The 19,571-nt window shown below is 68.2% G+C and carries 22 protein-coding genes; 11 read left to right on the top strand and 11 right to left on the bottom strand.

Features of this window, described 5'->3' with window-relative positions; genetic code table 11:
• Positions 1-17: 17 nt before the first annotated feature.
• From E0H73_RS09240 to E0H73_RS09230, 3 genes are read left to right on the top strand one after another with little or no spacing between them, the layout of a single operon-like run.
• Complete coding sequence (locus tag E0H73_RS09240) at positions 18-623, top strand: YbjQ family protein (RefSeq protein ID WP_131353064.1); 606 nt, start codon at positions 18-20, stop codon at positions 621-623.
• The gene (locus tag E0H73_RS09235; RefSeq protein WP_131353063.1) at positions 607-1,971 is read left to right on the top strand and encodes a GH1 family beta-glucosidase; all 1,365 of its coding nucleotides are present in this window, start codon (positions 607-609) and stop codon (positions 1,969-1,971) included. The genes E0H73_RS09240 and E0H73_RS09235 overlap by 17 nt, the downstream gene beginning before the upstream one ends.
• Positions 1,968-3,212, top strand: a complete 1,245-nt coding sequence (locus E0H73_RS09230) for an MFS transporter (RefSeq protein ID WP_131353062.1) — start codon at positions 1,968-1,970, stop codon at positions 3,210-3,212. The genes E0H73_RS09235 and E0H73_RS09230 overlap by 4 nt, the downstream gene beginning before the upstream one ends.
• A 64-nt stretch (positions 3,213-3,276) precedes the next feature.
• Here the strand turns inward: E0H73_RS09230 and E0H73_RS09225 are convergent, their stop codons facing one another.
• From E0H73_RS09225 to E0H73_RS09215, 4 genes are all read right to left on the bottom strand, one after another.
• Positions 3,277-4,461, bottom strand: a complete 1,185-nt coding sequence (locus E0H73_RS09225) for a winged helix-turn-helix domain-containing protein (RefSeq protein WP_238163899.1) — start codon at positions 4,459-4,461, stop codon at positions 3,277-3,279.
• A gap of 247 nt (positions 4,462-4,708) precedes the next feature.
• Positions 4,709-4,864 carry a hypothetical protein gene (locus E0H73_RS45775; protein WP_165555546.1) on the bottom strand — a complete coding sequence of 52 codons (156 nt, stop codon included), beginning with the start codon at positions 4,862-4,864 and terminating at the stop codon, positions 4,709-4,711.
• Positions 4,861-5,862 (bottom strand): hypothetical protein, encoded by a 1,002-nt coding sequence (locus E0H73_RS09220; RefSeq protein WP_131353060.1) that lies wholly within the window; start codon positions 5,860-5,862, stop codon positions 4,861-4,863. The genes E0H73_RS45775 and E0H73_RS09220 overlap by 4 nt, the downstream gene beginning before the upstream one ends.
• Positions 5,852-6,487, bottom strand: coding sequence for a VC0807 family protein (locus E0H73_RS09215; RefSeq protein ID WP_131353059.1), 636 nt, complete (start codon positions 6,485-6,487; stop codon positions 5,852-5,854). The genes E0H73_RS09220 and E0H73_RS09215 overlap by 11 nt, the downstream gene beginning before the upstream one ends.
• A 97-nt stretch (positions 6,488-6,584) precedes the next feature.
• Here E0H73_RS09215 and E0H73_RS09210 point away from each other — a divergent pair, with 97 nt between their 5' ends.
• Positions 6,585-7,178, top strand: coding sequence for a TetR/AcrR family transcriptional regulator (locus E0H73_RS09210; RefSeq protein ID WP_131353058.1), 594 nt, complete (start codon positions 6,585-6,587; stop codon positions 7,176-7,178).
• A 7-nt stretch (positions 7,179-7,185) separates the two neighbouring features.
• Here the strand turns inward: E0H73_RS09210 and E0H73_RS09205 are convergent, their stop codons facing one another.
• The 5 genes from E0H73_RS09205 to E0H73_RS09185 all read right to left on the bottom strand — a co-directional run bounded on the left by E0H73_RS09205 (position 7,186) and on the right by E0H73_RS09185 (position 12,153).
• Positions 7,186-8,511 carry an MFS transporter gene (locus E0H73_RS09205; RefSeq protein ID WP_131353057.1) on the bottom strand — a complete coding sequence of 442 codons (1,326 nt, stop codon included), beginning with the start codon at positions 8,509-8,511 and terminating at the stop codon, positions 7,186-7,188.
• A 78-nt stretch (positions 8,512-8,589) separates the two neighbouring features.
• Positions 8,590-9,033: an EVE domain-containing protein gene (locus E0H73_RS09200; RefSeq protein WP_202867273.1), complete on the bottom strand. Its 444-nt coding sequence runs from the start codon at positions 9,031-9,033 to the stop codon at positions 8,590-8,592.
• A 12-nt stretch (positions 9,034-9,045) separates the two neighbouring features.
• Complete coding sequence (locus tag E0H73_RS09195) at positions 9,046-10,554, bottom strand: tripartite tricarboxylate transporter permease (protein ID WP_131353056.1); 1,509 nt, start codon at positions 10,552-10,554, stop codon at positions 9,046-9,048.
• Positions 10,554-11,066: a tripartite tricarboxylate transporter TctB family protein gene (locus tag E0H73_RS09190; RefSeq protein ID WP_131353055.1), complete on the bottom strand. Its 513-nt coding sequence runs from the start codon at positions 11,064-11,066 to the stop codon at positions 10,554-10,556. The genes E0H73_RS09195 and E0H73_RS09190 overlap by 1 nt, the downstream gene beginning before the upstream one ends.
• Before the next feature lie 76 nt (positions 11,067-11,142).
• Complete coding sequence (locus tag E0H73_RS09185) at positions 11,143-12,153, bottom strand: Bug family tripartite tricarboxylate transporter substrate binding protein (protein ID WP_131353054.1); 1,011 nt, start codon at positions 12,151-12,153, stop codon at positions 11,143-11,145.
• Between the two features lie 163 nt (positions 12,154-12,316).
• Between E0H73_RS09185 and E0H73_RS09180 the strand changes: the two genes are divergently transcribed.
• The 4 genes from E0H73_RS09180 to E0H73_RS09165 all read left to right on the top strand — a co-directional run bounded on the left by E0H73_RS09180 (position 12,317) and on the right by E0H73_RS09165 (position 15,655).
• Entirely contained in the window at positions 12,317-13,978 is a 1,662-nt protein-coding gene (locus E0H73_RS09180; RefSeq protein WP_131353053.1) for a sensor histidine kinase, read from the top strand.
• Positions 13,975-14,640, top strand: a complete 666-nt coding sequence (locus E0H73_RS09175; protein WP_131353052.1) for a response regulator — start codon at positions 13,975-13,977, stop codon at positions 14,638-14,640. The genes E0H73_RS09180 and E0H73_RS09175 overlap by 4 nt, the downstream gene beginning before the upstream one ends.
• A 10-nt stretch (positions 14,641-14,650) precedes the next feature.
• Entirely contained in the window at positions 14,651-15,172 is a 522-nt protein-coding gene (locus E0H73_RS09170) for a gamma carbonic anhydrase family protein (protein ID WP_131353051.1), read from the top strand.
• A gap of 120 nt (positions 15,173-15,292) precedes the next feature.
• Positions 15,293-15,655, top strand: coding sequence for a cupin domain-containing protein (locus E0H73_RS09165; RefSeq protein ID WP_131353050.1), 363 nt, complete (start codon positions 15,293-15,295; stop codon positions 15,653-15,655).
• Here the strand turns inward: E0H73_RS09165 and E0H73_RS09160 are convergent, their stop codons facing one another.
• A complete protein-coding gene (locus E0H73_RS09160) occupies positions 15,656-16,387 on the bottom strand; it encodes an aminotransferase class I/II-fold pyridoxal phosphate-dependent enzyme (protein ID WP_131353049.1) in 732 nt (243 codons plus the stop codon). It abuts the gene before it with no gap.
• 26 nt (positions 16,388-16,413) lie between these two features.
• On the opposite strand from E0H73_RS09160, the gene E0H73_RS09155 reads away from it, so the two are divergent.
• A complete protein-coding gene (locus tag E0H73_RS09155) occupies positions 16,414-16,854 on the top strand; it encodes a hypothetical protein (RefSeq protein ID WP_131353048.1) in 441 nt (146 codons plus the stop codon).
• Here the strand turns inward: E0H73_RS09155 and E0H73_RS09150 are convergent.
• On the bottom strand, positions 16,794-17,396 hold the full coding sequence (locus E0H73_RS09150; protein ID WP_131353047.1) for a TetR/AcrR family transcriptional regulator: 603 nt from the start codon (positions 17,394-17,396) through the stop codon (positions 16,794-16,796). The genes E0H73_RS09155 and E0H73_RS09150 overlap by 61 nt on opposite strands.
• A 92-nt stretch (positions 17,397-17,488) precedes the next feature.
• On the opposite strand from E0H73_RS09150, the gene E0H73_RS09145 reads away from it, so the two are divergent.
• Together E0H73_RS09145 and E0H73_RS09140 are read left to right on the top strand one after the other, a co-directional pair.
• Positions 17,489-18,880 carry an MFS transporter gene (locus tag E0H73_RS09145; RefSeq protein ID WP_131353046.1) on the top strand — a complete coding sequence of 464 codons (1,392 nt, stop codon included), beginning with the start codon at positions 17,489-17,491 and terminating at the stop codon, positions 18,878-18,880.
• On the top strand, positions 18,867-19,337 hold the full coding sequence (locus E0H73_RS09140) for a GNAT family N-acetyltransferase (RefSeq protein ID WP_131353045.1): 471 nt from the start codon (positions 18,867-18,869) through the stop codon (positions 19,335-19,337). Before E0H73_RS09145 ends, E0H73_RS09140 begins: the two co-directional genes overlap by 14 nt.
• The last annotated feature ends 234 nt before the right edge of the window (positions 19,338-19,571 follow it).

Here is a 19,571-nt window from a genome sequence, read left to right as displayed (position 1 = left end):
CCTGTCAGGATGAGGGCATGAACCAGAACTTTCCTCCGAACCAGCCATACCCGCCCCATAATCCGGCACAGCAGGGCTACCAGCAAGGGCCGCCGCCCGGCTATGCCCCGCCGCAGCAGCAGGGATATCAGCAGGGTCCGCCGCCGCAGGGATACGGGCAGCAGCCCGGGTACGGACAGGCTCCCGGAAACTACCAGCCGACGCAGCAGAACGCGCCGCACGTCGCGCCGCAGGGATCGCCGTACCCGGTGCTGGTCTCGACCATGAACGACCTGCCCGGGTACACCGCGGACAAGGTGTTCGGCGAGGTCTTCGGGCTGACCGTGCGCAGCCGCGACTTCGGGTCGAACTTCGCCGCCGGCTTCCGGTCGCTCGGTGGTGGTGAGGTGCCGGAGTACACCCAGATGCTGGCCGAGTCGCGGCATGTCGCGGTGATGCGGATGTGCCAGATGGCGCAGCAGATGGGTGCCAACGCGATCCTCGCGATGCGGTTCGACTGCAACGAGATCGCGAACACGATGAGCGAGGTCGCCGCCTACGGTACGGCGGTCATCGTGCGCCAGGACGAGCGGCCGCGGCCGCAGGACACCACACCCGATGAGGATGATGCGAGTGACAGCTGACCTGTCTTTCGGGCCCGGCTTCCGCTGGGGAGTCTCGACGTCGGCGTACCAGATCGAGGGAGCCGTGGCCGAGGGCGGCCGCGGTCCCTCCACCTGGGACACCTTCTGCGCGGAGCCGGGCCGGATCATGAACGGCGACACCGGCGAGATCGCCTGCGATCACTACCACCGGTACGCCGAGGACGTCGCGCTGATGCGGGAACTCGGCGTGGACACGTATCGCTTCTCGTTCTCCTGGTCGCGGATCCAGCCGTCGGGGATCGGGCCGGCAGTGGCCTCGGGCATGGACTTCTACGATCGGCTGATCGACACGCTGCTGGGGGCGGGGATCCAGCCGGCGCCGACGCTGTTCCATTGGGACACGCCGCAGCCGCTCGAGGACGCGGGCGGGTGGCTGTCCCGAGACATTTGTGATCGCTTCGCGGAGTACGCGTTGATGCTGGCGGAGCGGTTCGCGGACCGGGTGCCGATGTGGATCACTATCAACGAGCCCATGGTGCTCACGTTGATGGGCTACTCGCTCGGTGCTCACGCGCCCGGGAAGCAGTTGCTGTTCGACGCGTTGCCGGTCGCGCATCACCAGTTGCTGGCGCATGGTCGCGCCGTACAGGCCTTGCGGGCGGGCGGTGCGTCGTACATCGGGATCGCCAGCAACCATGCTCCGACGTGGCCGGCGAGCGACAGCGTTGAGGACACGGAAGCGGCCGGTCTCTACGACAATCTGATCAACTGGTTGTTCGCTGATCCGGTCCTGCTCGGTTCCTATCCGGCTGGGTTCGAGGCGGCGATGCCTGGGCCGGTTGCGGATGACCTGGCGGTGATCTCGACGCCGTTGGACTGGTTCGGGATCAATCACTATTCGCCGGTGTCCGTGGGGGCCACGACTGGGCAGGCGGACACGGCGGCGACTGACGGGATCCTGCTGCCGCCTGGGTTGCCGTTCGAGCCGCGGCAGTTGACCGGGTACCCGACCACGGACTTCGGGTGGCCGGTGGTGCCGGCGGCGTTCGGGGAGATACTGCGGACCTTCAAGGACCGGTACGGCGATCGGCTGCCGCCCCTCTACATCACCGAGAACGGGTGCGCGATCAACGACGAACCGGTCGACGGGGTGGTGACGGACCAGCGGCGGATCGACTACCTCGACGGGTATCTGCGGGCGTTGAAGGAGGCGATCGACGACGGGATCGACGTTCGCGGGTACTTCCAGTGGTCGTTGCTGGACAACTTCGAGTGGGCCGCTGGGTACTCGCAGCGGTTCGGGTTGGTGCATGTTGACTTCGAGACGCTGGAGCGGACGCCCAAGGCGTCGTACCACTGGTTTCGTGACGTGATCGGCCGCGGATGATTCCCGAGCCCGGGGTCGTGCCCGCCGCTCTGGCGGAGCCGACCGTGCGGGTCCGGGCCGGGTGGACGTCGGCCGTCGTACTGGCGAACGTGGGCGTGTTCGCCGCCTGGCTGGGGCCGATCCAGGTGCTGTTGGCGCAGCAGTCGGAGGCGGTTGCTCCGGGCAACAAGGAGTTCGTGTTCGGGTTGGTGACGGGGGTTGGCGCCGCGGTGTCGGTGGTGGCCAACCCGGCGTTCGGGGCGATCTCGGATCGGACGATGTCGCGGCATGGGCGGCGGGTGCCGTGGGTGCTGGGCGGGGCGGTCGGCGGGGTTGCGGGGTTGTTGATCCTGGCCGACTCGCGGGCTGTTGGGTTGATGCTGCTCGGGTGGTGCCTGGTGCAGCTGTTCGGGAATGCGTTGCTTGCGGTAATCACTGCGACGGTGCCGGATCGGGTGCCGGTCGCGCAGCGTGGGGTCGTTGGTGGGTGGGTCGCGATCTCTCAGGTGCTTGGGGCGCTGGTGGGGACTGCGCTGGCGGCCGCGTTCGGTGGGTTTGCGTTGGGGTATGTGGCTTGCGCTGTCTTTCTGTTCCTGTCGGTTGTGCCTTATCTGTTGCGTAGTGGCGATGTGCGGTTGCTGCAGCGCTCGCCGTTGGTGGTGGGGGAGTTCCTGCGCGGGTTCTGGATCAGCCCTCGGCGGTATCCGGATTTCGGGTGGGCGTGGTTGACGCGGTTCCTGTTCAACGTCGGGAACGCGTTGGGCACGTTGTACCTCTTCTACTACCTGCAGGACGAGGTGGGGATCGCGGACGCGGACACCGGCGTACTGATCCTGACCGCGATCTACAGCGTCTGCGTCCTCACCACCGCGATTAGTTTCGGCCGCTGGTCCGACCGAACAGCCCGCCGGAAGATCTTCGTGACGTGGTCCGGCGTGGTGATGGCGGTGGCCGGCGTCATCCTCGCCGTCTGGCCGACCTGGCCCGGCGCGATCCTGGGTGCCGTGGTCCTGGGCGCCGGCTTCGGCGTCTACCTCTCGGTCGACTTCGCCCTCCTCACCGAAGTACTCCCCAACGCCCGCGACCGCGCCAAAGATCTGGGCGTCATCAACATCGCCAACTCCCTCCCCCAAGTCCTGGCACCCGCCATAGCCGCCCCCATCGTCAAACACCTAGGCGGCTACCCAGTCCTCTACCTCCTAGCCTCCTTCGTCACCGTCCTAGCCGGTTTGCTGGTCACCAAGGTGCGTGCGGTCAGGTAGCGGGATGTTTGACCGCTGGCGCCAAAGTACCCCGTCAGCGGCAATAAAAGCCGCCATCCGCCTCTCAGTTGTTGAGGGCCTGGGCGAGAAGGACAGCGGCGGGGCTGGTTGCGGTGACTCGGACGTGCTGCAGGTCGAGCCAGTGGGCGAGGAGACGGAGCTCGGCTGCCAAGGGGTCGGTGAGGTCGGGGGTGTTGGGTTCGGGGGTGAGGGTGGGGACTAGGAGGGTGGAGGTGGGGCGGTCGGATTTCAGGTCTACTCGGGCTACCAGGCGGTCGCCCAGGAGGAAGGGGAGGACGTAGTAGCCGTGGGTGCGTTGGGGCGCTGGGGTGTAGATGCTGATGCGGTAGAAGAAGTCGAACAGGTGGTGGGTGCGGTCGCGGTTCCAGATCAGGGGGTCGAAGGGGGAGAGGAGGGCGCGGGCGTCGACGGGACGGTCGGTGGACTCGTGCCAGCGGTAGCTCTGTTGGGTGATTCCTTCGACCTGCACGGGGATCAGTTCGCCTGAGTCGACCAGTTCTCCGACGACCTCGCGAGCGGTTGCTGTGGGCAACGGGTAGTGGCCGGTTCCGGCCCCGCAGAGGTCGCGGGCGGTGGCGATGCCCAGGCCGCGGGCGGCGATCCGCACCAGTTCTCGGCGGGCGTCGGCGGGGTCGAGCGCGGGACGGGCGAGGACGTCGGCGGGCAGGGCGCGTTCGGTCAGGTCGTAGAGGCGCTCGAAGTTCCGCCGCCCCGCGATCGTCACGCGGCCGGTGCAGAACAGGTACTCGATGGCGATCTTCGCGTCCTGCCAGTTCCACATCCGGCCGGTGCTCGGATCGGGGTCCGGCTCGGACCGCTTCCGCCGTACGCCGTCCGGACTGGCCTCGCCGGCGGAGATCGGGCCTTGGTCAGTCACCCGGGCCAGTACTTCGTCGACGAACCCGGGCCGCTCGGCGTTCAGCCGCTGCATCCCGACAACCACGGACCACGGCGCGGTCACGTCCGGGTCGAGCTTCGCGTCCCAGACCTGCCGCTCCGCAGCCCGCATCCGGTACTTCAGCAACGGGTAGTAGCTCAACGGCAGCAGTGCCGCCTTGTGTCCCCAGAAGTACTCGAACAGTTCCCGCGGCTCACCCCAGCTCATCCGATCCAGCGTCGTACGCGCGTAGTCCCCTGCGCGCGCGAACACCGGCAGGTAGTGCGACCGGCACAACACATTCACCGAGTCGACCTGCAACACCCCGGCCCACCCAACAGCCTTCCGCACCTGCCGCACGTCGCCCCGCCCGGAAGCCCGCCGCCCCGCAAACCCCTGCGCCCCCAACACAATCCGCCGCGCAGCATCCACCGACACCGCATCCCCAACCACCCGCCGAGCCATGCGCCCAACCTATCTGGCGGCGTGCGGGTCGACAGGTAGTAACGGGCGGGTGGGTAGTGCACCTGAGCCGGGGCGTGCCGCGGTATGCGACGTCTCGCAGGTGCACTACCTGTCGAGCTGCACATTCTCCGCCCTACTCGCGGGATCTTCGGTGGTTCACGAGCCACAGGATGGCGGTGAGGACGAGGACGGCTACGCCTAGGGGGAGGGAGTACTTGGCGAGGGCGCCGAGGTGGAGGAGGCCGGCGAGGGTCAGGGCGGCGCCGACCACAGCGAGGCGGGTGGTCATGAGGAGGCTCCCATCGTGGAGTAGGTGGTGCTGAGGGTCTGGAAGACGGCTTTGCGCGACCAGGTGCGGTCGGGATTCAGGCGGATGACGCCGTACGACGCCAGGTCCAGATCCCGCCGTGGTTCCGGGTGGTGCGGGAAGTTGTAACCGGCGAACGTGAACCAGAACGCCGTGTCGACGCCCTCCTCGTCGAAGACCGTGACGAGTTCGCGGAAGTACGTCGACTGCTCGTCCTCGTCGCGGACGTAGTCACCATCCAGCCGCCACGGATCCTGATCGCGATCGAGGATCATCCAGCCGCGCCCACCGCGGTCCCCGGCGCCGCGGTAGGTGCTGCCGCCGAACTCGGTCACGACGACCGGCAGACCGTACTGCTGAAGACCACGGACCTCGTCCCGGAACGTCGCCGCATTGTGCGCGCTCCGATAGGCATCCACCGCGACGAAGTCGAACAGTGTCCAGTCGACCTTCTCGTACGGCAGCGACGCATACGTCACCTTGCCGCCGAAGATCGGCCGGACCGTGTCCATGACCTCGCCCAGGAAGAGATTCAGCTTCGGCGGAACACTTCCGAGCAACCACGGCAGGTCAGGACCGGCATCGGTCAGCTGCGCAGTGCGCTGGAACAGATCCTCACCAGGCAGGAAGCCACGCGAGAAGATGCTCAGCTCGCCGCCGACGATCAGTACGACCTTCGCCCCGGACTGGCGAATCTTCTCGGCCCGCTCCGCGCACTCCGCGAACAACGGCAGCATCTGCTCGGTGGTCAGATCGCAAGGGAACGGCGACAGCCACACCTCGAGCCCGACCGCCGCCGCATGCTCGCCCGCGATCGCCAACCGATCCGGGTCGCTACCGGAAATCCGTACCGCCGTGCAGTGCAACTCGTCCGCGATCACCTCCAGCTCACGCCGTACCGTCGCGGAGTCGAACGTCTTCCGGGTGCACCCACCGGTCAACTGGGCGCCGGTGTCGTAGTTGATCCCCTTACCGCGCATTCGCCTGCTCCATCGCTCGTTGCCGACGGCTCCGGTACCACAACGCCAAGCCGACCAGCACCGCGAGTGCCGCGACGTGCAGGATCGGCGAGAGGTTCGCCATCAGGTCGACGGGCAGCGAGTAGATGAGCACCAGCCGGACGATCGCGTCGGCCAGCAGCACTCCGCCGAACACCGCGGTCAACTTCATGAAATGCCCGCGGAACGCCGGTTCGTTCCGCCACCGCTCGTCCCACTGCGCCAGCACTTCCGGCTTGCCGGTGTTGAGCTTCCGCCCCAGCGTGTAGACCAACGGCTTGCCGAGCAGGCACGAGCCGACCAGCAGCATACCGGCCGCACCGGACAGCACCGACTCCTTCGCCAGCAGGATCCGCGGATCCCCGGTCAGCAACGACACGATCACCAGCAACGCGAACGTGCCACCCACCAGGGCCGCGAGCCCGTTGAGCCGTCGCCGTACGACGGCCACGAAGCCGACGCGGATCACCGCCGCCAATCCACCGGCCACCAGCGCCGGGAGTACGTCGCACCCCAGCGCCCGCGCTCCGTAGAAGACCGCGGCCGGCAGGCCGATGTCCCACAGCAACCCGATCAGGACTGCCTTCTTCTCCATCGTCATCTCCATCCCGAGTAAGATACTGCCAGTAGCTTAAGTGAGCGGATCTGAGCGGGGAGGTGCCGAATGTCATGGGATACTCTGGGTATCTCTCAGGGGAGGTTGGGTGACAAGCGCAAGACCGACCCGCCGCCGGGGCGCGGCGCTGGACGAGGCGATCCTGCAGGCGACGATCGAGGAACTGCACGCGGTCGGATTCCGCGCCTTGACCATGGACGCCGTCGCCGCCCGCGCCGGGACGTCGAAGAACGTCATCTACCGGCGCTGGCCGAGCCGTGGGGCGCTGTGCGTCGCCGCATATCTGCGGATGTTGCCGACCGACCCCGAGAATGCGCCGGACACGGGCTCGATCCGCTCGGACGCGCTGGCGCTGCTCCAGCGGGCGAACGAGCGGATGTCAACGCCAGTGGGGCAGATGCTGCGGGAGTTGATCGCGGGCATCCAGGCCGAGCCCGAGCCGATCCGCGACCTCCGCGAGCAGGCCTCGCGCGCGGGCGTCGCCGTCTGGCTGAAGGTCCTGGCCCGGGCGGTGAGCCGCGGCGAGGTCGACCCCTCCGCGCTCACCCCCAGAGTCGCCACGGTCGCGGTCGACCTGCTCCGGAACGAGTACTCGCTCAACGGCGCGAGATCGGTTCCCGACGCGGTCCTGGTCGAGATCGTCGACCAGGTGTACCTCCCGCTCCTACGCTCCCACGGCTGACTACTGACTACGCCGGCACAGGCTCGGCGGCGTACCGGATGTTCAGGCGCTGGTAGGCGGTGCTGAGGAAGGCCAGCAGTACGACGATCAGCATCAGCAGGCTCGCGACCACGAAGGCGAGTGCCATCCCGCGGGCCTGACCGTCGCCGAGCAGCCAGCCGAAGGTGGACCGACCCGGCGCCGACTCCATGTAGGGGATCAGCAGGAACTGCGCGGCCGGGCCGATGATGAAGGCTGCGATCGGGGTGGACGCGGTCTCGATGCTCTGCGCGACGCCGAACACCCGGCCCTGCTGCTGGAACGGGACCAGCCGCTGGAGGATCGTCTGCTCGGCCGCCTCGGCGATCGGGATCACGAGCATGAACCCGAACATCCCCAGGACCAGCAGCGACTGCCACTCGCGGACCGCCGTACCCATGCCGATGATCGCGATCGCGACGTTCGCCACCAGCAGGACTCGCAGCGGCTGACGGCCCAGGCCGAACCGGGCGACCAGCGCGCCGCCGGCGATGAAGCCGATGCTGGTGATGCCGAGCACGACGCCCCAGGACTCGACCGAGAACAGATTCAGGCCGTACGGGTCCATCAGCGCCATGAACACTCCCATGACGAGGTTGTTGAAGCTGCTGAACAACACCAGCGGGAGCAGGCCCGGTACGCCGCGCAGCGTCCGCCAGGTGCCGCGGAGATCGAACCGCGCTTGGTGGTGTCCCTCGGGTCGCGGCTCGTCGATGTGGATCGAGCCCAGGAGGTCGACCAGGACGACGGCGGTGAAGACGACAGCGATGGCCACCGTTCCGCCCATGCCGAGCAGGCCGACCGAGAGTCCGCTGAGGATGCTGGTCACGAGGTGGGCCACGCCGTTGACCGTCCCGACCAGGCCGTTCGCCTTGTCCCGGCGGTCTGCGGGGACAAGGAGCGTCACGGTTGTCGAGAGGGCGATGCTGCGGAGTTGGCCGGCGATGCTGCCGACGAGAATCAGTCCGGTGAACGCCCAGAACCACGGTCCGTGCCAGTTGCTCGTCCGGTCGCCGGCGACGACATACACGGCGCCGGCTGTCGCGAACGCGACTCCGGTGATGGCACTCGACAGCGCCATCGCGGTCTTCTTGCGGTGGGTGTCGACGACTGCGCCGAAGATCGTGCCGGAGATGGCGCCGATCAGCATGGAGACGCCGGAGACGATGGAGGCGGCCAGCACGGACCTGGTCTCCAGGTAGACCCAGAACGCCAGCGCGAACGACAGGAAGCTGGTCGTCACGTTCGCCACCAGCGTGTTCGCCAGCAACCGCCGGAATGTCCTGGACTTCGCCGCAGTCCCCGTCGCGCTCATCAGATCGCCCTTCGTCTCGGTGAGTTCGTGCTCTCACCTGTACGTCGAAGTCCCCGACGAGAAATTGACACGCCCCGATCAACAGATCATGACCGACCGCAACACCTCGAAGTCCTCGACCGCGAGCGGGACCAGCCCCCGACGCAGCTGGTAACCCCAGTTCGGCTGCCGGGTGAGCGTCAACTCAGCGGTGACATCGGCGAGGGCGGCGCGCTCGACCACCTCGAAATCGACCGCCTGCCGCCACGGCCGGACGACACCGTGAGTGCCCATCGACATCGGTTCGGCCTGGTACGGCTCGGAGTCGGCGACGATGCCGAGGGCGGTGAAGGCCCGGAGCGGCACCTTCTCGCCGTACTGCTCGGTCGGCGAGTAGATGACGAAGCCGTCTCCGGGCCGCAACCGGTTCAGGTTGTACCGCTTGCCGTGGTTGAGCTGGATGAAGCCGTGCTCGCTGGCGCGCCGGGTGTGGTCGGCGGAGACGACGCCGAGCCAGGCGCGGTCGGGGGTCATGGTGATCATGACTCCACGGTGCTACCGAATAGCTGACACGTCTTGTCGTATTTTGCGGGAGCGGAGCTTTGCCAGCAGGGGCCAGATGAGGAGGGTGAGGATGACGGCGTAGATGACGTAGGAGACGGGACCGCCGATCAGGCCGGAGGGGTCGCCGTTGGAGAGTTGGAGGGACATCCGGGCCTGGCGTTCGGCGATCGGACCGAGGATGACGCCGATGATCAGCGGCAGGACCGGGAGGCCGAAGCGGCGCATGGTGAAGCCGAGCAGGCCCAGCAACAGCAGAAGCAGCAGGTCGAGCGGTTGCGCGTTCACGGCGTACGCGCCCATCGAGGCGAAGAAGATGATCCCGGCGTACAGGTAGGGCCGCGGGATCTGCAGGAGCTTCGCCCACGCCGGCGCCAGCGGGAGGTTGAGCAGGAGCAGCATCAGGTTGCCGATGAACAGGCTCGCGATCAGGGCCCACACCAGCGACGACTCCCGTTGGAACAGCAACGGACCCGGCTGGATCCCGTACGACGTGAACGCCGCCAGCATCACCGCCGCCGTCGCGTTGGTCGGGAGCCCGAGAGCCAGCATCGGGACCAGTGTCCCCGCGGCCGAGGCGTTGTTGGCAGCCTCCGGCCCGGCCACGCCCTCGATCGCACCATGCCCGAACTCCTCCGGATGCTTGGACAGCTTCTTCTCCGTCGCGTAGGACAGGAACGTCGGGATCTCCGCCCCGCCGGCCGGCAGCGCACCGATCGGGAACCCGTATGCCGTCCCGCGCAGCCAAGGCTTCCACGAACGACGCCAATCGGAGCGACCCATCCATGGCCGCCCGACCGGGATCACCGTGCCCGGGTTCCGGCGCAGGTGTGCAGCCACCCAGAGCGCTTCGCCGACCGCGAAGATGCCGACGGCAACGACGACGACATCGATGCCGTCGGCAAGCTGCGGCAGCCCGAACGTCAGCCGCTCCTGGCCGGTCACCTTGTCGATGCCGATCAGCCCGATCACCAGGCCGAGCAGCAACGCCGCGATCCCGCGGATCCGGGACGAGCCGAGCACAACGGTGGCACCGGCGAACGCGAGCAGCATGATGGCCAGGTAGTCCGGCGCACCGAGGCTGATCGCGAACTTCACCACCTGCGGCGCGATCAGGACCAGCAACGCCGTACCGATCGTCCCGGCCACGAACGACCCGATCGCCGCGGTCGCGAGCGCCTGGGCCGCGCGTCCGGCTCGGGCCATCTTGTTGCCTTCGATCGCCGTCACCACCGAGGAGGACTCGCCGGGCGTGTTGAGCAGGATGCTCGTGGTCGAACCGCCGTACATGCCGCCGTAGAAGATGCCGGCGAACATGATGAACGCCTGCACGGGCTCGAGGCCGTAGGTGATCGGCAGCAGCAGCGCGACCGTCATCGCCGGACCGATGCCCGGCAGTACGCCGACAGCGGTTCCGACCGTCACGCCCAGCAGTGCGAGCAGCAGGTTCATCGGCGTCAGTACGTCGCCGAACCCGGTCAGCAGATTGTTCAGGTTGTCCATCACAGGATCCCTTGCAGTACGCCGGCCGGCAGGTTCACACCGAGGCCGATCGCGAACGCGTAGAACGTTGCCAACGACAACCCGGCGGCGATGACCAGGTTGCGGACGTGGTGGCGGCTGCCGAGCGCGAACGCCGAGCCCCAGAAGAGCAGCCCGCCACTGATCACCCAGCCCAGCGGCTCGATCAGCACGAGGTTGACCACGAATGCGCCGATCAGCAGCAGGACCGTCCGCCAGTCGATCGGCGACGTCGGATCGACGTCCTCACCCTCCTCGGCCGCACCGGTGCCGCCGCGCGCGACGTCCACGGCGTACACGGCCGCGACCACCAGGAGCAGTACGCCGAGCACGATCGGGACTGGCTTCGGGCCGATCGGGTCGTTGCTGTTGGCAATGTGCCGGAGCCGGGCCGCGTCGATGATCACCAGAACACCGACGACGGCCAAGAACCCACACACGGCGTACTGCGCCCGATCCCGCCGAGTCTCAACCCGAGGCTCGGCGGTGCTCATCCACGTCCTCGCTTCGCTCCGGGCGCGGATGAGACACAACATGCACTGTGCTTGATGATGAGCTCGCTTCGCTCGCTCATGCTGCCAGCCCCAGCTTGGTCAGGATGTCGGCGACCGCCTTGTCCTGGTCGGTCAGGAAGGTGGCGAACGCGTCACCGGTGACGAAGGCGTCGGTCCAGCCGCGCTTGGCCAGTTCCGCCTTCCACTCGGGCGAGTCGTGCATCTTGGTCAGCGCGTCGACCCAGACCTGCTTGTCCTCGGCACTGATCTCCGGCGGTGCCACGATCCCGCGCCAGTTGGTGAAGACCAGGTCGATGCCGGACGACTTCAGCGTCGGCACGTCCTTCAGCGCCTCGATCGGCTGCTCACTCGTCACCGCGAGCACCCGCACCTGACCGCTCTCCACCTGATCGAGGAACTCACCGAATCCGCTGGCGCCGAAGGCGATCTTGTTGCCCAGCAGAGCCGGCAGCAGTTCGCCACCGCCGTCGTACGAGACGAAGTTGACGTCCTTCGGGTCGATCCCGACGGTCTGCGCGAGCTGCATCGGCAGCAGGTGGTCGGGGCCGCCGGGGGACGAGCCGCCGCCGACCGCGAGCCCCTTCGGGTTCGCCTTCCACGCGGTGACCAGGTCCCCGATCGACTTGTACGGCGAGTCCCTCGGTACGACGATCGCGCCGGCCTCCTCGATCAGCTTGGCCAGCGGGGTGGTCTGGGTCAGCGTCGCCTTCGACTTCGAGGTATACGTCGCTCCGACCACGCCGAGGCCCATCTGCATTGCGAGCTTGCCGTTGCCCTTCTCGTTCACGGTCCGCTGCAGGCCGACCGTGCCGCCGGCACCGGGCAGGTTGAAGACCTGGACGCCGGTGGCGATCTTGGCGTCGTCCATCACCTTCGCCGCCACCCGGGCGGTGGTGTCGTACCCGCCGCCGGCCGTGTTCGGCACCATCAGCCGCAGACCGGTGGCCGGCTTGCCGTTGCCGGCGTCGGCGGTGTCCTCCTTGTCCGCGGTCGCGCCGCAGGCGGTCGCGGTGAGCAGGGCGAGCATCGCTGCCGCGGTCGGTACCAGTAACCGGGGAGACCTCATCGGCGGAGTCCTTTCACGTCCAGGGGTTCAGGGCGTTGATCGTGACCTTCCCGCGGGAGTGCCGTCTGCCTTGTGTCAGCAGCGGAGGTTGAGTTCATTGTGGTCACACGCCGATTCCGGCCGAGGTGTGGCAATGCCGGCGCTCGACCGGTGATCATGCGGCATGGCATTGAGACTGGGCAAGCGGCCGACCCTGGCCGGTCAGCTGCTGGTGCTGCAGCTGGCGATCGTGGTGGTGGTGCTGGTCGCCGTCGCTGCGGTCTCGCTCGCCCAGTCCGCGGCCACCTTCAACCGGGTCGAGGGACGCAGAGTGACCGCCCTGGCCGAGCAGCTCTCCGGCAATCAGACGCTGCGGTTCGGTATCCGGCACCCGGCGCCGGCCGAAGTCCTGGCGCCGTTGCTCCAGACCACGCTGACCCAGTCCGGCGTCACGTCGATCACCATCGCCGACGCGAAGGGCCGGGTGATCGCCGCGACCGACCTGTCCGCGCTCGGCAGCGAGCTGACGCTCGGTGATCCCAGGGTCGCGCAAGGCCGCGGCTGGTCCGGCGAGCTCGGCGTCGACGACGGGACCGAGCTCGTCTCGCAGGTTCCCGTGCTGAGCCAGGGCACGAACGCGGACAACCAGCCGGACGGGACGCTCGGCGACCAGATCGGCACGGTGATGGTCGGTGAGCGGGCTCCGTCGATCTGGCAGCGGCTCCGTGGCGCATCGTCGTACCTGGCGATCTATCTGGGCATCGCGTGTGTGCTCGGGCTGCTCGGCTCGTGGCTGCTCGCTCGCCGGATCAAGCGGCAGACGCTCGGCCTCGAACCGCGGGAGATCGCCGGGCTGGCCGAGCACCGCGAGGCGATGCTCTATGGGTTGGCCGAGGGCGTCGTCGCGCTGGATCCGCACCTGCGAGTCACGCTCGTGAACGACGTCGGTCGGCGGCTCCTCGATCTACCGGAGAACGCGGTCGGCAGGAGCCTGCGTGAGCTGGGGATCGAGGGTCGGCTGCGGGAGGTGCTGGCCGGGGAGCACTCCGGTGATGAGGCCCGCGACGCGGTCGTCGTACGGCGTGGACGGGTGCTCGTGATGAACCGGATGAGCGTCACCAAGGACGGGCACTCGCTCGGTTCCGTCACCACGCTGCGCGACCGGACCGAGCTGGCGCAACTGGAGCGTGAGCTCGGCTCGTTCCGCAGTTCGACCGAGTTGCTGCGCGCCCAGACCCACGAATTCGCGAACCAGCTGCACACGATCTCGGGGCTGATCCAGATCGGGGAGTACGACGAGGTCGTCACGTACGTCGGCGCCCTCAACCGTTATCGTGAGTCGCTCGACCTGACCGTGACCCGGCGGGTGCAGGACACCGCGGTCGCCGCCCTGCTGATGGCGAAGTCCTCCGTCGCGGCCGAACGTCGTGTCGAGCTCCGCGTGTCCGAACGCACCACGCTGCTCCGGCTCGACCCGGAACTGTCGGCGGACGTCGCTACCGTGATCGGCAACCTGGTCGACAACGCGATCGACGCTGCCGCGCAGTCGGGTACGCCGCTGTCGCCCGCGTGGGTCGAGGTCGAGCTGCGGCAGGACGCCGCCAGCGTGGAGATCGTGGTCCGCGACTCCGGTCCCGGGGTGGCGCCCGAGTTGGCGCAGGAGGTGTTCGCGCATGGTTTCACCACCAAGGCCGCGGCCGGCGGTGAGCGCGGGATCGGGCTGGCGATGACCCGGCTGGTCTGCCGGCGGCGTGGTGGTGAGGTCGCGGTCACGAACACCGAGGACGGCGGCGCCGCGTTCATCGCGCGGATGTCTGTCCAGCGCCTGCCCGAGGGAGCCCGATGATCTCCGTCCTGGTCGTCGACGACGACTTCATGGTCGCCCGCATCCACCGCGGTTTCGTGGACCGGGTGCCCGGTTTCGAGGTCGTCGGTACGGCGAACTCCGGGGAGCAGGCGCTGGAGGCGATCGGGAAACTGCAGCCGGACCTCGTACTGCTCGACCTCTACCTGCCCGACATCTTCGGCCTCGACCTGATCGCGCGGATGCGGGCCGCGCAGCCGGACTGCGACATTCTCGTCATCACCGCGGCGCGCGAGGCGGACGCCGTACGCGGGGCGGTACGGCAAGGAGTGGTCAACTACCTGCTGAAACCCTTCGGTTTCGAGGATCTGCGGTCGCGGCTGGAGGAGTACGCGCGACGGCGAGCGAGCGTGCCCGATCAGGTGACGAGCCAGGCCGACGTCGACCGGGTCCTCGGACCGGTGCGGCCGACCGTCAACCGGCTGCCCAAGGGTCTGAGCCAGGAGACCGCGACCCTGGTCGCCGCGGCCCTCCGCGCAGCCGCGCAGAACCTGTCGGCCGCCGAGTGTGCCGAGAAGGTCGGCATCTCCCGCGTCAGCGCCCGCCGGTACCTCGAGTTCTTCTGCACCCGCGGCCAGGTCGAAGTCGCGCTGCGCTACGGCACGACCGGCCGTCCCGAACGCCGCTACCACTGGCGCCAGTAGGGTGCGGCGTATGCCGTTGTTCTCATTTGAGGGAAAGAGCCCGAGCGTGCATCCGGAGGCGTGGATCGCGCCGACCGCCACCTTGGTGGGCGACGTCGTGGTCGAGGCGGGCGTGTCGATCTGGTACGGCGCGGTGATCCGGGCCGACCTGGGCACGATCACCATCCGGGCCGGGGCGAACATCCAGGACAACACCGTGATCCACTCCGGCAGCAACGGCTGTGAGATCGGGCCGAACGCGACCGTCGGCCATCTGTGCCTGGTGCACGACTGCACGATCGGCGAGCAGGCGCTGGTCGGGAACGGCGCGATCGTCCTGGACGGCGCGGTCGTCGGCGAGCGCACGCTGGTCGCGGCCGGCTCGACCGTGACGCCGGGTGCGGTGGTCCCGCCGGAATCCGTGGCGCTGGGCAGCCCGGCGAAGAAGATCGTCCCGCTGGACGGCACTGCCAAGCTGTTCGTCGACCACAACGCCGCCGTGTACCACAACCTCGCCGAGCGCCATGCCGCCTCGGTCGAACAGGTCGGCTGAGTCTCCCGGACGCCGGACCGATCCCGTCGGATTCCGGACTGATCCCGTCTGGCGCCGGAAAGGAAAGTGAAAGGACCCGGTGCGAGGTTAGGTTTGGCAGCAGACCGAGGGAGGGTGCTCATGACCGATATCGCGAACACCGGCGCCGTGGTGATCAACCGCGCGGACGGGCGGGACGACGGCGAGGAGTGGACCGAGAACTACACCGAGTTGCCTGGTGGCGCCGGTGTCTCTCTGATCCTGGAATCCACCACTCAGGAGGGCAAAGGCCCGCGGCTGCACCTGCATCCGTACGCCGAGACGTTCATCATCCGGCGGGGTACGGCGACCTTCACCGTGGGCGAGGAGCAGATCGTCGGCAAGGCCGGCCAGATTCTCGTCGTACCGGCGAACACGCCGCACAAGTTCCGCACCGGGCCGGGTGGCTACGAGGCACTGCACATTCACGCCAACCCCACGTTCGAGACCACCTGGCTGGAGTAGTCAGCCGGCGGACCGCATCCGGTCGACGAGCGTCTCGAGGAGCTCGGGGCCGGTGCCGAAGTTGAGGCGGACGAAGCCGGTGGCGCCCGGGTCGTAGTCGCGACCCGGGCCCAAGGCAACCTTCGCACGACGGAGGAAGAACTCGCTCGGCTCCTCGTCCAGCCCGAGCGCGCGGCAGTCGAGCCAGGCCAGGAACGTCGCCTCAGGTGGGGTCCAAGTGACGCCGTCAGGCAGATGGTCGCGCAGGTACGCGCGGTTCTCGTCGAGCTGCCGCAGTACGGCGTCGAGCCAATCGTCGCACTCGGAGAACGCCACCTCGGCTGCAAGTACGCCGAGCAGTCCGGCCTGCTCGGCGGTGTAGGGCAGGCGATCGACGACGCTCTGCGCGCGGGCTGACGCGGTCACGGCCATCGCCGCCTTCAGCCCGGCCAGGTTGAACGCCTTCGAGGCGGACGTCAGCACGATCCCGTACTCGCGGGCCGCGTCGGACACCTCGAGCCACGGCACATGTGATGCGCCGGGCAGGACCAACGGCGCATGGATCTCGTCCGCCAGGACCCAGGCGTCGTACGCCGCGCAGAGCTCCGCGATCGCCGCGAGTTCCTCGTGTGGGAGCACCCGGCCGGTCGGGTTGTGCGGGTTCGCGAGGACCAGTACTTCGAGCCCGTCGGTCAGCGCCTCGCGGAGCCGATCGAGGTCGAACCAGCCGTCCGCACGCAGCGGGATCAGCACGGTGCGAAGGCCGGCCCGGGATCTGGGTGAAGAACGGTGGGTACGCGGCGGTCGCGAAGCCGACCGAACCGCCTGGTGCGAGCGCGAGGCAGAGCTCGATCAGCCCGGCCATCACATCCGGCACCAGCGAGATCCGGTCCGGATCCACGGACCATCCGAGCCGTCGGTCGGCGAAGCCGGTGAAGGCGTCGCGCAGGGACTTCGGCACCTCGAAGGCGTACCCGAGATCGCTGCGATCCACCGCTTCATGGAGCGTCCGCGCGATCGGCTCGGCGACGTCGAAGTCCATCTCTGCCACCGTCGCCGAGATCACCCCCGGCGCGTGGCCGGACCATTTCTCACCGCGCCGCTTCTGCAACTCCGCCAGTTCGGGAACCTTCAGCATGCCCAGGATGTACCCAGTTCGTCAGTCCGGGACGCGGTCGCCGGGTGGGGTGAAGGCGGCCAGGATGGTCGTGGTGATGTAGGCGGCGGCCTTGTCGGGGGTGACGCGGCCGGCGTTGATCTCGTCGGCGGCTCCGTGCATCACGTTGTGCATGACGCCGACCAGCCAGGACGTCGGCAGGTCCTTCCGGAAGGCGCCCTGCTTCCGGCCGCGCTCGATCAGCTTCTCGACCCGCGCCATCGGGTCTGCGTGCAGCTCCCGCACCCGTCCTGGCGGCAGAGTGTTCTGAGCCGCGATCAGGAGTGAGCGGTACCGGTCGACCAGGCGCCAGCTGGACTCGATCAGCCGAGTCAGCGCCTCGCGCGGGTCTCCGCTCAGGTCGACCTGGCCGAGTGCCTCCTCGCCGCCCTCGATCGCGTGCACGAACACCGCGTCGAGCAGCTCGGCCCGGGACGGGAAGTGGCCGTAGAGGGTGACCCGCCCGACACCGGCCGCTTTGGCGATCTCGCTCGTACTCGCCGCCGGATCGCGGCCAAGACACTCCGTCGCCGCGTCCAGGATCGCCGCGATGTTGCGCTGTGCGTCCGCCCGCTTGCCCGTCGTACTCGCCTGCTTCACCGGCATCGGTACTCCCTTGTCGAACACTGCTGTACGAGTTACTTTACCTGGAATAACTCGAACAGTAGTGTTCGACTTGACCAGTGAGGATGAGAATCATGAATGAAACCGGAGCGGATCCGCGGCGTTGGCGGCTGCTGGGGTTGCTCGCCATCGCGCAGTTCATGCTGATCCTGGACGTGACCGTGGTGGCGATCGCGCTGCCGCACATCGGCACCGACCTCGGCCTGGACCGCAGCACGCTGACCTGGGTGGTCAGCGCCTACACACTGATGTTCGGCGGCCTGATGCTGCTCGGCGGCCGGGCCTCCGATCTGTTCGGATCCCGCGTCGTGGTGCTCACCGGGCTACTGGTGTTCACCGCGGCGTCGCTGACCAGCGGGCTCGCCAACAGCGCCGAGCTGCTGATCGGGGGCCGGATCGCGCAGGGCGTCGGCGCGGCGTTGCTGTCGCCGAGTGCGCTGTCCGTGGTGACGAAGACGTTTGACGGCGAGGAGCGGAACAAGGCGCTCGGCATCTGGTCCGCGATCGGCGGTGGTGGCGCGGCGATCGGCGTACTGATCGGCGGATTGCTGACCGCCGGACCGGGCTGGCAGTGGGTGTTCTACGTGAACGTCCCGGTCGGGTTGGTCGTGTTCGCGATCCTGCTCCGGATGCTGCCCGCCGACCGGCCGGCCGAGCGTCAGGGCGGGTTGGACGTACCCGGCGCGATCCTGGTCACGGCCGGCACCGGTACGGCGATCTACGCCCTCATCAACGCCGGTGACCGGGGCTGGCTGTCCGCCGCGACCCTTCTCACCTTGGCCGGCGCGGTTGTTCTGTACGCCGCATTCGCCTGGCTGCAGCGGGTCGTCCGGTCGCCGCTGATGGACCTGCGGATCCTGACCCGCCGACCTGTTGCCGCCGGCTCCTTCCTGATCCTGGTCGCGACCGCGCTGATGATCTCGATCTTCTTCCTCGGATCGTTCTACCTCCAGCACTACAAGGGGTACGGCGCCCTCCGCACCGGACTGTCGTTCCTCCCGATCGCCGTCGCCACGACCATCGGAGCGCACTTGTCCGGACAGCTGGTCGGCAAGGTCGGTGCGCGTCCGGTCGCGATGATCGGACTGGCCGTCGCTGCGATCGGCATCGCTGTCCCTGCGATCTGGGATGGTGCTCTCATGGTGGTGATCGGGACGACGATCGGGGGCGCCGGGATCGGTGCCGCGTTCGTCGCCGCGTCGACCACGACGTTCAGCCAGATCGACTACCGGGAGGCCGGGGTCGCGTCCGGGATTCTGAGCACTTTCCACGAGTTCGGTGGGTCGCTCGGGGTTGCGGTGGTGTCGAGCATCGCCGCTGCCAGCCTGGCCGGCACCGTGACGACCGGATTCACCCGCGGATTCACTTTCGCCGCGATCGTTGCAGCCGTCGCAGCAGTCCTCGCGCTGGCCGTCGTACCGGCCGCCAAGCCCTCGACAGGAGCAGAAGTCCATGCCGCACACTGAGATCCGCCGCGCGGTCCCCGCGGATGCCGAGACCGTCTTGAGGATGTTGCAGGAGCTGGCCGGGTATCAGGATCAGCTCGCGTACGTCACCGCGAGCGTTGCGGACTGGGAAGGCTTCCTGTCTCGCTCGGACGTGATCGTGCTGATCGCCTCGGTTGATGGGGAAGTGGCCGGCTATGTGTCGTCGCTGCGGCGGGCGTATCTGTGGGTCGGTGGCGATCAGCTCGCGTTGGACGACCTGTATGTCCGCGAACAGTTCCGCGACGCCGGCGTTGGCCGGGCCCTCATGCTCGAGCTGGCCCGGCACGCCCTCCCTGATCGCCTCCCGATCGGCTGGGGCCTACGCCTCGAAAACAAAGCCGGCTACCGCTTCTACGAACGCCTGGGCGCCACCCTCAACACCAAAACCGCAGCCAGCTGGAGCCCCGACGTCTACGAGAAGCTGGTGGGTGACTGATGTTTCCCCCACGCGCCCGCTCCACTCGCCACCGGGTTGTTGGGCACGTTGTACCGGCTAGTTTGTGGTTCGGCGTTGGGGGCCGGCGTTCTTGGGGATTTCTCCGTGGAGGTGGGGGATGCAGACGAGCTTCTGGGTCTGGCCGTCGAGCACGGTCCCGCGTCGCCGACGCGTGCGAGCCGTTCGTCTCCGACAACCGTCATAGTGTGATGCGCCAGCCTGCCTGACGCGATC

Origin of the sequence: Kribbella pittospori (genome assembly GCF_004331465.1) — a bacterium.
GTDB classification, from domain to species: Bacteria; Actinomycetota; Actinomycetes; order Propionibacteriales; family Kribbellaceae; genus Kribbella; species Kribbella pittospori.
This window is presented reverse-complemented; position numbering and strand designations above follow the sequence as displayed.

Bases quoted from the DNA above. Each gene is read 5' to 3' on its own strand.
- E0H73_RS09195 (WP_131353056.1), bottom strand. From the start codon at position 10,554: ATGGACAACCTGAACAATCTGCTGACCGGGTTCGGCGACGTACTGACG.
- E0H73_RS09180 (WP_131353053.1), top strand. From the start codon at position 12,317: ATGGCATTGAGACTGGGCAAGCGGCCGACCCTGGCCGGTCAGCTGCTG.
- E0H73_RS45775 (WP_165555546.1), bottom strand. From the start codon at position 4,864: ATGACCACCCGCCTCGCTGTGGTCGGCGCCGCCCTGACCCTCGCCGGC.
- E0H73_RS09230 (WP_131353062.1), top strand. From the start codon at position 1,968: ATGATTCCCGAGCCCGGGGTCGTGCCCGCCGCTCTGGCGGAGCCGACC.
- E0H73_RS09220 (WP_131353060.1), bottom strand. From the start codon at position 5,862: ATGCGCGGTAAGGGGATCAACTACGACACCGGCGCCCAGTTGACCGGT.
- E0H73_RS09140 (WP_131353045.1), top strand. From the start codon at position 18,867: ATGCCGCACACTGAGATCCGCCGCGCGGTCCCCGCGGATGCCGAGACC.
- E0H73_RS09150 (WP_131353047.1), bottom strand. From the start codon at position 17,396: ATGCCGGTGAAGCAGGCGAGTACGACGGGCAAGCGGGCGGACGCACAG.
- E0H73_RS09175 (WP_131353052.1), top strand. From the start codon at position 13,975: ATGATCTCCGTCCTGGTCGTCGACGACGACTTCATGGTCGCCCGCATC.
- E0H73_RS09145 (WP_131353046.1), top strand. From the start codon at position 17,489: ATGAATGAAACCGGAGCGGATCCGCGGCGTTGGCGGCTGCTGGGGTTG.
- E0H73_RS09215 (WP_131353059.1), bottom strand. From the start codon at position 6,487: ATGGAGATGACGATGGAGAAGAAGGCAGTCCTGATCGGGTTGCTGTGG.
- E0H73_RS09205 (WP_131353057.1), bottom strand. From the start codon at position 8,511: ATGAGCGCGACGGGGACTGCGGCGAAGTCCAGGACATTCCGGCGGTTG.
- E0H73_RS09240 (WP_131353064.1), top strand. From the start codon at position 18: ATGAACCAGAACTTTCCTCCGAACCAGCCATACCCGCCCCATAATCCG.
- E0H73_RS09190 (WP_131353055.1), bottom strand. From the start codon at position 11,066: ATGAGCACCGCCGAGCCTCGGGTTGAGACTCGGCGGGATCGGGCGCAG.
- E0H73_RS09185 (WP_131353054.1), bottom strand. From the start codon at position 12,153: ATGAGGTCTCCCCGGTTACTGGTACCGACCGCGGCAGCGATGCTCGCC.
- E0H73_RS09200 (WP_202867273.1), bottom strand. From the start codon at position 9,033: ATGATCACCATGACCCCCGACCGCGCCTGGCTCGGCGTCGTCTCCGCC.
- E0H73_RS09165 (WP_131353050.1), top strand. From the start codon at position 15,293: ATGACCGATATCGCGAACACCGGCGCCGTGGTGATCAACCGCGCGGAC.
- E0H73_RS09170 (WP_131353051.1), top strand. From the start codon at position 14,651: ATGCCGTTGTTCTCATTTGAGGGAAAGAGCCCGAGCGTGCATCCGGAG.
- E0H73_RS09235 (WP_131353063.1), top strand. From the start codon at position 607: ATGCGAGTGACAGCTGACCTGTCTTTCGGGCCCGGCTTCCGCTGGGGA.